This is a genomic window from Pseudomonas sp. H3_D04, assembly GCF_054669175.1.
The window spans coordinates 1596332-1608854 of sequence record NZ_CP162801.1 but is presented as its reverse complement, the minus strand read 5'-3'; the positions used below and the strand labels follow the sequence as shown (position 1 = coordinate 1608854).

Annotated in this window: 9 protein-coding genes; 4 read left to right on the top strand and 5 right to left on the bottom strand. The window is 55.5% G+C overall.

What is annotated here, in order from left to right:
- Nucleotides 1–6: 6 nt before the first annotated feature.
- Nucleotides 7–879, top strand: coding sequence for a WYL domain-containing protein (locus tag AB4N91_RS07620; RefSeq protein ID WP_010463608.1), 873 nt, complete (start codon nt 7–9; stop codon nt 877–879).
- 155 nt (nt 880–1034) lie between these two features.
- Here AB4N91_RS07620 and AB4N91_RS07615 read toward each other — a convergent pair whose 3' ends face one another.
- The 5 genes from AB4N91_RS07615 to AB4N91_RS07595 all read right to left on the bottom strand — a co-directional run bounded on the left by AB4N91_RS07615 (nt 1035) and on the right by AB4N91_RS07595 (nt 7714).
- Nucleotides 1035–2663 carry a GTPase gene (locus tag AB4N91_RS07615; protein WP_460112238.1) on the bottom strand — a complete coding sequence of 543 codons (1629 nt, stop codon included), beginning with the start codon at nt 2661–2663 and terminating at the stop codon, nt 1035–1037.
- On the bottom strand, nt 2650–4509 hold the full coding sequence (locus tag AB4N91_RS07610) for a P-loop NTPase family protein (RefSeq protein WP_460112237.1): 1860 nt from the start codon (nt 4507–4509) through the stop codon (nt 2650–2652). Before AB4N91_RS07610 ends, AB4N91_RS07615 begins: the two co-directional genes overlap by 14 nt.
- Nucleotides 4510–4515: 6 nt before the next feature.
- Nucleotides 4516–4980, bottom strand: a complete 465-nt coding sequence (locus tag AB4N91_RS07605; RefSeq protein WP_460112236.1) for a hypothetical protein — start codon at nt 4978–4980, stop codon at nt 4516–4518.
- Nucleotides 4981–4992: 12 nt separating this feature from the next.
- Nucleotides 4993–5859: a GTPase gene (locus tag AB4N91_RS07600; protein WP_460112235.1), complete on the bottom strand. Its 867-nt coding sequence runs from the start codon at nt 5857–5859 to the stop codon at nt 4993–4995.
- A 577-nt stretch (nt 5860–6436) separates the two neighbouring features.
- Entirely contained in the window at nt 6437–7714 is a 1278-nt protein-coding gene (locus AB4N91_RS07595) for a DUF445 domain-containing protein (RefSeq protein ID WP_460112234.1), read from the bottom strand.
- A gap of 311 nt (nt 7715–8025) precedes the next feature.
- Between AB4N91_RS07595 and AB4N91_RS07590 the strand changes: the two genes are divergently transcribed.
- The 3 genes from AB4N91_RS07590 to AB4N91_RS07580 all read left to right on the top strand — a co-directional run bounded on the left by AB4N91_RS07590 (nt 8026) and on the right by AB4N91_RS07580 (nt 12522).
- Nucleotides 8026–8676 (top strand): HEPN domain-containing protein, encoded by a 651-nt coding sequence (locus AB4N91_RS07590; RefSeq protein WP_047227870.1) that lies wholly within the window; start codon nt 8026–8028, stop codon nt 8674–8676.
- A 30-nt stretch (nt 8677–8706) separates the two neighbouring features.
- Nucleotides 8707–9798, top strand: a complete 1092-nt coding sequence (locus AB4N91_RS07585) for a helix-turn-helix transcriptional regulator (protein ID WP_460112233.1) — start codon at nt 8707–8709, stop codon at nt 9796–9798.
- 108 nt (nt 9799–9906) lie between these two features.
- Nucleotides 9907–12522, top strand: a complete 2616-nt coding sequence (locus tag AB4N91_RS07580; protein ID WP_460112649.1) for a PD-(D/E)XK nuclease family protein — start codon at nt 9907–9909, stop codon at nt 12520–12522.
- Nucleotide 12523: the final 1 nt, after the last annotated feature.

Genomic DNA, 12523 nt, shown 5'->3' with positions numbered 1-12523 from the left:
GCGGTCATGAAACGCAAGCAAGACATCAAGCAGGTTCGTTGGGATCTGGCACTTCGTTATCGCTTGATCGAGACCGTCGCCTGGTGGGAAGGCCGGCTGACCACGGTGCACCTGATCCAGAGCTTCGGGATCAGTCGTCAGCAGGCGTCCAAGGACATAAACACTTACATCACCGAACATGCGCCTAAAAACCTTACATATGACAAGCAGCTAAAGGGCTACGTCCCCAGCAAACAGTTCAAGCCACTGTTCATCGACGACAGCGCCAGCGCTTATCTGCATCTGCTGAACCAGACCCATTCCCGTGCGCCGCATGTGGAAGGGTTGGCCTTGGCGTATGCCCACACCATGGTGCTAGAGGTGCCGGACCGGACGATTCGACCTGAAGTATTGCGTCCATTGCTTAAGGCATGCCGCGACAGCGAGGTTATTGAAGTCGCATACGTTTCACTCGCTAACCCGGCTCCAGAAACTCGCTTGATTGCACCACACACACTGATTTACACCGGTATGCGTTGGCATGTGCGGGCGTATTGCGAGAAGAATCGTGAATACCGGGATTTTGTGCTGAGTCGTCTGCGCGGCCAACCGGAGTTCGAACGCAAGACCGAGAACCTCATCGACGAGGATGAAGATTGGAACACCAAGGTAGCCGTGATCATCGAACCCGACTCAAGGCTCAAGCCAGAACAGAAGGCAATCATCGAAGCCGATTTCGGCATGGAGGATGGTGTGCTGGTCATTCCGACACGCCGCGCCTTGGTCAAGTATGTGTTGCAGCGTTTTCAAATCGATCCGAAAAAGCTCGACCCCAAAGCGGCGGCGCAGCAGATCGTAGTGAGGAATCTGGATGAGTTGAAGCCTTGGCTTTATGAGTGACTCAACCCTGCATTTTAATTCGTGACGCACTGCATCACGAATTAATTGAACCTCCGAGATGGAAGAATAATAGGCGTGACTCTGGGCTCTCTGGAAGCATTCGCCCCGTCCTATGTCCGGAGCGAATGTTGAGATGAGATGCGTTAATGACCAGATCAGTCTTGCGGGCGCAGTTCAATCAGTGCCTGTTCGAACAGAATTCTATCGTTCTCTGCGGCCTTGTCTTGTTGCACCAGAGCCTGGCTTTGCGCGTCGATCCACTCATCCATAGGTTTGAACACCTGCTCAACCACCAGAGTTATTTGGAACTGGTAGGCCTGACGCAAATCGTGGACAAACGAACTAGCAGAGTCGTCGATGGCTTTGGTACGACGAGCTTGCGCTGCCTTCTCCGCATTCTCTGTACGAATAGCCTGGTAGATGTCGTACAACGCCACGCCGACCTGTACCAAAGGCCCCGCCCAGCGACCCGCTGTACTGGCCCAGCGTCCCATGGTCTTGGGACCAATACCTTTGAACAGTTTGGGCAGAAACTCTTTTCCTAGCTCCAGTGCCGCTTTCACTCCCTGTTCAGTCATGTCCTTGACATTACCCATGGGGACTTTCTTCAAGGCATCCTTGATGGCTGGCGACAGGATGCTTTCACCAGCATCCTGCGGCGCATCCAGATCCGCATTCAGCATGGCGTCAGCGTGTCGGAGAGTGGACTCGGCCAATTTCTCACCGATTTCACCCAGGCTCTGCTGAGTCTTGGGCAGCTCGTACTCCAGCGTGCGCATCAGTTTGTCGCCCAGAGACTGGACAACTTCTGCCGCCCCCTCTTCCATCGCCTGGTTGGTGTCACCCCTGACTTGTCCTTCTGCTACTGAAGTAATCAGATTGACAATTGCCTGCTTTGCGCTACGACAATCGCGATCCAAGTGATCGATCAGGCATGCAGTCAGACGGCTGCGCTCGTTTTCAATCTGCAGTTTGGCTTTCGTCAGCGCTTCAGCCTGACGGTCATTGCCGGCCTGTACCAACCGCAAATTGGCTTGTTCGATCGCAACCACCAGGTCTTTGCGACAAGCCGCGAAGATTGTCCCGGTGTCGCTTTGCTCCAGGAAGTCGCCCAGCGCCTCCTCCAGGTCAATAATGCCGCTGGCGCCTATCAGCGGCGCCTTGTCCTCGAGTCGTCCTTTGAGGGCGCTTCTGGCATTGACCCATTGCACCGGGACCTTGTCCAGAATGTTTTCAATACCGCGCTCACTCGCCGCACGTTGCAGATGAATGCGCAGGCGATCGGTGATGCCGACATAATCGCGATCGCCGACCGTAATGCCTGCCTTGTTGTTGACGATGAGCATTACCCGGCGCTCTGAGGCGACGATATCGACCAACCGCTCCCAGGTTTTCGCTTCGTCGGTGGCACCGCCTGCAGCGACCACGAACAACACCACTTCGCTATTGTGCAGTTGGTTCTCAGCCACCTCTTCATGCTCAATCGGTGCGTCGATGCCAGGTGTGTCGAGCAGCGTGTAATTGCCCCAGCGGTACTCAGTTATCGCGGCCGTTTCCGGTCGATCCGCCATCTTGGCTTCTGCCCGCCCCATCAAGGCATTGAGCAGGGTACTTTTGCCAGCGTTGTAGTTGCCGTAGACCATGATTCGAGGGTGTAACTGCTCAGCCTTGGTCTGCAACCGGGCTCCCAGCTCATCACGTTGTTGTTCGGACAGCCAACGGCCCAGCGGGGTGCTGACCCGTTCATAGGTGTGGATAACCCGTGCGAAGTCAGGCAATGCCATGGGACAGCTCCTTTTCGATTTCCTGAATTTGAGTAAGCGTGTGCTGGCGCATCTCTTTTAATGCGCTGTGGAAGTTTTTCAACCAGTCGGCAATGTCGATAAAGCACAATTGGTCCAGTTGCTCATACAGGACATTCAGCCGGTTCTCGGCAAGCTCAAGCAACTGTTCGCGGGTCCCCAGTGAAACTTCGTCGCGGTTGTCGCCCACAGCCACTTCGATTTCTTCAGTGGTATTGAAGTATTCGCCCGCTGCGCCCCCAGCCTTGTTTCCCGCCCAGGCTCCAAGTGCGCCACCGATCAGGCCACCGATGACCGTCCCCACACCTGGCATAATCAAAGTGCCTAGAGCTGCCCCACCTTCAGCGCCCCCCCAGGCACCGAATCCTGCCCCGCCGGCCCTGCCGAATGACTCATTGCGGCGGGAGTCGAATTTGATCTTTTCAACGCGCTCTGAAAACTGAGGGGCCTCTCGGGCGACAGGTCCAACCGCCTGGTCGTGAATTTCAATGTTTTCGAATTTCTGGCCAATCGAATCACACAGTTCGCTGGCGTAATGCTGGAAAGCATGATCGAGCAATTTACGGCAGGCTTCAGAAAAAGCCTGATCGTTCATCGCATATTGATCGGCATACTTTTCGATCTGACCCGGTAATTCTTTTCTGAGCTGGCTCAGAATATGATCGACGCTCAGTTTCAGGTCCTTACGCGCGGCGCTCAGCCCTGTTCTGATATCAACAAGCTCTTTTTCCAGCTGATCCGTCGATTCGGCCAGCTTGATGCAGAACGCCTGCAGATTCTTCAAGGGTGTCTGGCGCTTGAGGGCGAGCCCACTGGAACGGGCTATGTTGCCAATATCTGCGGCGAAGTCGGCCAGTCCACTGTCCTGCCAGCGTTGCGCCTGCTCCTGGGGGCCACCTTCCTCGGCATAACGCACCGAAATCGAGTGAATATTGATTTGATTCAGGAGCGATTGTGCTGATGGGTCAATCTTGGCCAGCTCCGACCCGACGTAACCAATCTGGTCATCACGATCGGATCGCGCCTTCATTACCCGTTGGTTAACCAAGTTACCCAAGTCATCAACATCCTCCTCAATCACATCGCTGCCAGTGATAAGCACCATGAGGTTTTTCTTTTTCTGGAGCAGCCCGACGACCTCATTCATATCGGAGTGCCGGCCAGGACTGCTGGAGTTGCTCAGGAATACGATCAGGTCGGCACACGCGACATAGTCGTCGGCCAACCGGCCGTTGACGCTGTTGACCGAGTGAACCCCCGGGGAATCGACCCAGGTCATGCCCGGCAACCTGAAACCCTGGATAGAGCTGGTCGCTTCCACCACGTCGACGCCAAAGCATCGCTGCTTGCTCATCAACTCTGCGGACATGGTTTCTGCAGTCCCGGTACTTTCGCGCCAGAAAAACTCGGGGCGAGGGGAAGCGCTGTCGATCAAGGCCGCGTCCGGAGCAGAGTTCCCGTAGGCGAGATAATTCCCCAGGGAGGATTTTCCAGCTTTGACCTTGCCGTAGACAAAGATCAGTAGCGAGTCATCGAAGTCCTTGCGAAACGAAGTATTGCGCTCATAGTTTTCGACATTCCTGATCCAGGCATCAAGCTGACTGTCGAGCCCCTGCTGACAGCGCTCAGCCATATCCTGCAACGGGTGACGCTGCTCAAGCGGGCTTTCACGCCAAGGCGAAGTCTTGCGCGCGTCGTCAAGCTTCTTCAGCTGAGCCTTGAGGACATTTTCCCGGCGATCGATCTGGCGTTTGACCTGATCGAACTCACCGGCAATCCCGGCGAAGACATTTAACAATTCATTTCTGTTGGCGTGGCGGTCTGTCATCGTGACTTATCCCAGCAATTCTTCTTTCAGGCGCTGAAGGCCCGTGATTTCTTTCTGAAGCGCGTGCGCCTGGACAGCTTGCTTGACCCAGATCGGGCTGAAGGTTACACCGGGGGCAATTGCCTCCAGGTGCTTCAACATGGTTTTTGGTTTGCTCGGCACCTTCTTGATTGCAAAGGCACGAAGGCTGTCAACGCTGACGTGCAACGCGCCCTGGTCGGCTCGATAGAGCACGGCGGGGTGCGTCGCAAACAAATCGTTCAGTTGGCCATCAACGTCGGCAACCAGTTGAGCCTTACGTTTTTCCAGGTCTGCCTGTTTGCGACGAGCAATGGCCTGTGCTTCGGCCTCACGGGCCTCACGGGCCTGAATGCGTGCCCGGCGTTCAGCCTCTTCTTTTTCTTCATCGTCGGAGCTAGTGAGGGCCGCAGCCACGGCGCCGATCACGGGTACCACCAAAAACCACCACATAGCAATGCTCTCTCAATCGGATTCAAGGGTTTCGTAGCGACTGATGCGTTCTCGGGTCGTGCTGACCAACTGATTCACACTCTGGCTCAACATTAGAAAAGCTTGTGATTGTTTGGCTTCGACGGCAGCCAGTGCGCGTTCACGCTTGGCGATGGCCTTATCGACAATGGCCTCCAACTTACCCAGACGCTGCTGATCTCGCGTACGGCGGACGGCGTGCAGTTCGCTTTCGGTGCGCTCGACAAATGCCTTCAAGTGCTGGTGCAGCAGGTTGATACCACTATGTTCGATAAGGGCGGGCTTTTGCTCCAACACGCCTTTGCGGTATGTCGTGAACGAGGTTGGGATCAACGTGCGAGGCGCCTTGAACAACGCCGAGAGGATGGCGCTGATTGCGTCCAGGCGATCCTGCCTTTGCTCCGACGCACTTTCGGCATGGGTCAGAACGACCAGTAAGCTGTCTTCGATATCAGGACGCCGCCGTTTCAATTCCTTAAGGAAGTTGATTTCTACGGTTTCCAGAGTGCCCGTGCCCAGGTTGTGGGCGAACAGGATAATGTCGGCAGTCGCCAAGCCACGCCAGGCGTGCTGGTCATCCTCGTTATTGGCGTCAATACCCGGAGTGTCTACGTAAGTAATCCCTCCATGGGTTAAGGTTTGCACCGTCTTAGTCGAGCGCACTGCTTTGGTTTCGAAGAATTCGTTTTCAAGATGGCCGGTCAATGCATTGAGCAGTGCGCTCTTGCCAGCGTTCATCAGACCACAGACCGCTATACGCAAAGTCCGGTCGACGGTCTTTCCCTCTTGACGCTCCTGATACAAACGCGCGAATTCAGCTGACTCGCGATTGAGCTGAATCAGCCAATTTTCAGCTGGCATGAAATGTCCTTATTGCAGTGTCGGAAGCGCTGGCGCATCCGGGATCAAACACAAGTTGCCCCCAAGTCATAACGTTCAGCGCGCACACTAGCGCCTGAACACCTGCAACCCGGATCATCCTTCAAGCGATATCACTTTGCCATGCCTTGGTAACCTGTCAATCAAACGCAGTTCTACAAGCAGCAATAAGGCGATGGGATGGACACTAAACCGGCCCCTGCCCCTTTCGCAAAAACTCGTTTTCCGCCTCCATTGACTTGTAAGACCGATACACCTCGTACCCTTTCTTGGCGATAACGACGAGGCCAACTGCGGCGAGAAAGTTTTTCAACATGATCCATACTCCTGATTATTGGCTGGTTTGAGCATGACCATGCCTCGCGACAAATTGCGTCGCCCCGAGAAAATCCATTTTAAATCGCCGAAACCGCTGTGACGGACAGGCTGATAACTTCATTGAAGGTTCAGTCGTTGGTCGCCTCAGCCTTTTGTTTTGTCGGCCTTCGCCTGGAAATCTTTAAGCGGCAAGCTCACTGGGGATTTACACTCTTCTGAGGACCACGATTCAAAGTGCTTCTCACATCTGTAATGCAAACTCAGTCCCAAGATGAATGATCACCCCCACCAGCCCTCCCACCAATGTTCCGTTGATACGAATAAACTGAAGGTCTTTGCCCACGTGTGACTCCAGTTGCTCCACCAGTTCCTTCTCGTTCCAGGCTTCGATGCGTTCAGCGATGTAGCGGCCGATCTCTGAGCGATAGCGCTCAACCAATGGGCCCGCCATTGCCAGAATCTGGTCGTTTATCCAGCCCTGCATCAAAGCGTCTTCGCTCAATGCTTCACCAAGCTTGCGAGTACCCTCCTCCAAGCGCTGGCGCGTTGTGGAATCGCTTCGAGTAATGTCTTCCTCGAACCAGTTCACTACATCGTCGACCATATCAGTCAGGTAACTGTGCAGTGCCGGGTGCTGAACGAGTTGAGCGCGCAGTTGTGCCGCACGCAAACGAAAAGCTGGCTCCTCCTTGAGCTTATGCACCAAGGCTCCCAACTGCTGGTCGAAATGTTTGCGCAACGGGTGTTCAGTGTCGTGGTTGACCTCGCTGATCACGTCAGAGATTCGCTCGACTAACTTTGCCGATGACCAGTTGCCAGCAACGTTGTGCAGAGGCAGTTCCTTGCCGAAAACGTTGAACCGCAAGAACTCGAACTCCGTGGCCAGAACGTCGGCGATGCGTTTTTTTGTCGCTTCGCCTTGCAGTGAAATATCGACTTGATTCAATACGGCGTCGAGTACCTCCTGTGCCCTCCCATCATCGGTGAGCACCTCCAGCAACTGACCACTCATTTTTGCCAAATCAACTTCTTCCAGGCGCGCCAGAGCAGTGCTGCGTACAAACTGGCGCACACGCTCGTCACGCAGGGCGCCAATACCATGCCCAGCCAGCTTGACGGCTAAACCCGACAAGACTGCGGCGTTTTCTTCCTTCGACAGCCATTGCGCCAACCGCCTGGCAGTATCAAATTCGCTGACCTTCTGAAGTACCTGCTCACGTGAAAGAAAGTGAGTACAAATAAAGTCCCCCAGGTTGGCGCCAATACGCGCTTTGTTGCGCGGGATGATGGCCGTGTGAGGAATAGGCAATCCCAAGGGGCGTCGGAACAGGGCAGTAACGGCAAACCAGTCGGCGATAGCGCCAACCATCGCGGCCTCGGAGAATGCTTTTATGTACCCCCCCAGCACTGGATGGGAGTGAACCAATATTAAGGCTGTGACATAGAGCGCTGCCGCCAACAAGAACAACCCGGAAGCTAATGCCTTCATCCGCGCTAACGGTGAATCGATTTTCAACATCAAAACGCCTTAAATGTAAGTAAGCAATGGAGGTCTTCGACACCCGCTTCCGCGACCATCGGCCTAAATTTTTTGTCTGGGGCCTAGATATGAGCCTGCGCTGGATGGACACGCAATGCGTCATCCAAAACACCTGCCCTATAACGTATCAGTGAATGGATACAGAACTTTATTACGTGATAGCTTATCGCCACATTGCGTCATAATGTGTCGCAGGGGGTCATTGAATGCTCAAACCCGCCCCTCATCCGCCGATAAAACCATGATCCTCAAGGTCCCGCGGATCCACTCAGCCAAAGGAAGCACCTGGAATGGATTACCAGTCACTCAAGACACGCCACCGTAACGAACGCGACGCGCACCACCCCAACCTTGCGCTACGGGTTCACCGAGCCCTGAGCTGGCTCAATCGTGCGGAACAGGCAGAGGACGTGGACGGTCGCTTCATCTTCCTATGGATCGCTTTCAACGCGGCCTATGCCACCGATATTGATGAGCACCATCGTTTGTCCGAGCAGGAGGCGTTCAAGGGCTTCCTGCAAAAACTCTGCATGTTGGACAGCGAGCACCTGATCGAGAAACTGGTGTGGTCAGAGTTCTCTGGGAGCATACGTGCGCTGCTGGATAATCCTTACGTGTTTCAAAGCTTCTGGGACTACCAGAACGGCAAAATCACTGAGGCTATGTGGGAAGAGCGTTTGCGCAGTGGCAAACGCAGCGCGCATGCAGCTCTCGCCGACCGCGATACGGCAAAGGTGCTCGGAGTGATGTTCAACCGCATCTATACCCTGCGCAACCAACTAATCCATGGCGGCGCCACCTGGGACGGCAGCGTCAATCGTACACAATTGCGTGACTGCTCCAACCTGCTGGCAAAGCTTGTGCCCCTAGTGATTCTGCTTATGCTCGACAACCCGAAAACACTTTGGGGCGATGCTTGTTATCCCGTGATCAAGTCATAACTCGCCTCTCGCCTGCACAAGGAAAATCGCGTGCCGTCAGCCAAATCGCACTCCACTATCAGCCGCCAGTGGGAACTGCTCAAACACCTACCCAAACGTGAATCAGGTATTACAGTCACCGAGTTGCTGGCACGACTGGAATCTTCCGGCTTCAAGATTAGCCGGCGCACCATTGAACGTGACTTGATTGATCTGTCGCTGGTTTTCCCGTTGCAGTGCAGCGAAAACATCACGCCACAAGCCTGGTACTGGACTCCTGGCGTAAATGTGGAATTGCAAGGCATAACGCTGACCGAAGCCTTGAGCCTTACACTGGTTGCAGACGCGATCCGCCCGTTGTTGCCCTCTAGCATGCTCAGCGTACTGGAGCCGCGCTTCGTGCATGCACGGCAGAAGCTCAAGGGATTGGAGGACGATAACCCGGCTGCCCGTTGGCTGGAGAAGGTCGCCAGTGTGCGACCGGACCTAAACCTGCAGGCGCCGGATATCGACCCACTGTTGCTGGAAACATTGCAGAAGGCGCTGATTAATGAACGTCAAGTGCAATGCCAGTATTACTCGGCACACACCGATAAACTCAGTGAACTGACACTCAATCCATTAGCCATGGTGCAGCGTGGGTTGGTGACCTATTTGATCGCCACAGCGCATCCATATACCGATGTGCGCCAGTTTGCGGTGCATCGTTTTCGCAATGTAGATCAGCTCGATAAACCCGTAGAGGGATTACAGGCATTTGACTTATGTGCGTACTTGGCCAGTGACGCCTTGCAGTTCGGCACCCCCGAAAAGATTCAGTTTCAAGCTTGGGTTAGTGAGCGTCAGGCGCGGCTGATTCGTGAGACACCATTGAGTGCGGATATGACGCTGGAGCCGTTGGAGGATGGCTTTCGAGTACGCTCGACACTGAGCAACACCTGGCAGTTGCACTGGTGGATTTTGTCCCAGGGCGACTCAATGGTGGTGGAGCAGCCGCCCGAGCTGCGGGCTCAGATTGGCAAAACACTGCATCGTGCGGCGGCAGCCTACCGGCCACTGGATTCAGTGACGGATGCAACAGATACCGTGGTTTCGCTACAAAACCTGGCAGGCGCGACACAAACCGTCGCACCAGGTTCGTAGGGTAGCGTCACGTCGCTGATCAGCAGTCTATTTTTCCCCATTGCAACAACGCGCCAATCACGGTGCGTTGAACCATCAGCGTTCACAAGGAGCGTCAACGTGTCAGAAATGCTTATCACGTTCGGCATGCAACTCGATGGTCAGCGGGCAACCCGAGCCAGTAATCGATTAGGGGTGTTGACCGTCGGGCCGCAGGGACTGCTGGATATTCTGGAGACCCAGCTTGGCCTAGTGGCACGTCAGCCTTGTGCGGCACAACGTACAGCTACGTACCGCGATTGCCTGGCGCACTGCAATAACCCACTGCGCTTCTATCATGCCAGTTTTTCCGCCGATGAATTGGGGGTGGCTGCTGCATTGCTGGCCTGGCGGGATGATTTGTATTTGCACGGTTGGGATGGGCGCGTCGATGCCGACGCCAGCCAACGTCTGAAGGACCTTGCCGAGATCGAGACACAAGCTCGCGCGCAGGTCGCCCCTTCCATGGGACAGCGCTTGGAGAATGTTGCCAAGGCGTTGGACTCTCGTCGCCCCCCGATCAAGACCGTGCTTTTGGCTGACGCTTTCGAGTTTTATCCACTGGCCTGGCAAATGGTGCTGAATCACCTGCCTAACGAGCGCCTGGAGATACCGGAGGGTACGGCGCAAGGTTTTCTGGGGCAGTTGCAAATGCAATTGCGCCAGAGCATTGCCGGTGTAGAGGTCACGCCCATTCAATGGCAAGAAGATGGCACAGTGCAAGTTGTTCAAGCGCAAACTCGAGCATTGGCCGCCAGCTGGCTGAGCCGCTCACTGGGCCAGGACACCCCCACCTTGCTGGTGACGGGTGGCGAGGGTGGTTGTCTTGATGGTCATTTTATCGGTGCCGGCCAGGCTCGCCATGGCCTCAATGGCAGCAGCAATCTGCGCCCTGCCCTGCAGGTATTGCCACTGGCCATGGAGCTGCTTTGGGCACCAGCCAACTACCCGGCACTCCTGCAGTTTTTGACCCACTCGATATGCCCGATTCGTTTGTTTGCACGTCGGCGCTTGGCAACCAAAATAGCAAGCTCACCCGGCCTCGTCGGGAGCAAGTGGGAGGATGCACTGGAGGAAATCGCAGCGCATTACGCTGCAGATGCGCCCGACGTACTTGCCTCGATTGACGTGTGGCTGAATATGCCCACTTTTACGACTGACGACGGTGTGGCGCCCAGTGAGGTGCTGGTACGTGTCGAACGGTTGCTGAAGTTTTTTAAAGCACGCCTGGGGCACCAAGAGCCCGCGCATAGATTCGCGGCTCAGGCAGGTTATGCTCAGTGTGAAGCGGCACTAGACTCCCTCAAGACCTTGCATCTTCAAGGTGTGGAGCGGTTAAAACCGCGGCAGTTGCAGCAGGTCATCGAGCAAGCCACAGCCAGCGGCGTGGATAATCCATTGCTGGCCGCACAAGTCGGCGCCTACTTGAGCGTCTCGCGTCCAGGTGCGGCCATTGAGCAAGCCGACACAGTGATCTGGTGGCACCTGAGCATGCCGGTGTTACCGCCCCTGTCGCCCTGGTCTAAGGCCGAACGCATTCAATTGGCCGATGCCGGGGTGGCGCTACCGGACGGTGCCACACTGCTGACTCAAGCAGCCCGTGACTGGCTGCGACCAGTCCTGGCAGCAAACTGCCGGCTGATACTGGTACTCGCGCCACCACGGGAGGAAAGCCACCCGCTCTGGCAAATGATCGAAGCCGTTGCGCAGCAGCCAAAGGTGCATATTCTAGAGGAGCTTCTGCATACCCCCGGCCCGCTTTGCCAAGCCCAAGTATCGGCGCCACTACCACTGCGCAAACGCTGGTGGCGCCTTCCACCCGACATCCCGATCGAGACGCCTGAGAATGCGTCTTTCTCGAGCCTCAACCTGTTGCTGTTCAACCCTTATCAATGGTTGCTGCAATACGGAGCCAAGATTCAGGCGTCCAAAAGCCAGAGCCTGAGCGACGGTTTTTTGCTCTATGGTTCGTTGACCCATCGCCTGGCTGAGCATTTTTTCACTCGGCCGGACGCGCTGAGCATGAGCACCACAGACTTTAACAGCTGGTTCTCGACCCACTTCCCCCGCGTGGTACGTGAAGAAGGCGCGGTGTTGCTGATGGAAGGACGCGGTGCCGACCTGGCAACACTGCGCCATCGTGCGCTGCGTGCTTTGACTCGACTGCGATCGCACTTACTCAATGCTGGCATCATGGTCATAACGTCTGAACAGGAGCTGGCCGGTTGTTTCGCGGGTGGCACATTGGGCGGCTCAGCTGACCTCGTATTGACCACTGCGTCAGGACATCGTGGCATCGTCGACATGAAGTGGTCGGGGGGCAAGAAGTACCCGGAGCAGCTCAAGGCAAACCGCCACCTGCAATTGGTGATTTATGCCGAGCTGCTTCGTCAGGACAACGGTTCATGGCCATCCGTAGCCTATTTCATCCTTGAGTCCGCGCGCCTGCTGACCCCGGATGACCATATCTTCAGAGATTCAGAGCAAGTGCCGGCCAATCCGCCAAGCACAATGCCTCAGCTGTGGCTCAGCTTTACCGAGGCCTGGAAGTGGCGGAAGGCGCAACAGGCAGAGGGGCGGTTTGAAGTTGCGCTGCAAGGTATTGAAGAGGATGAGGACTCGATCCCTCCCGATCAGGCGATGCTGATGGAATACCTTAACGAAGCCTACAACGACTACCTGGCCTTGGCCGGATGGGAGCAATGAC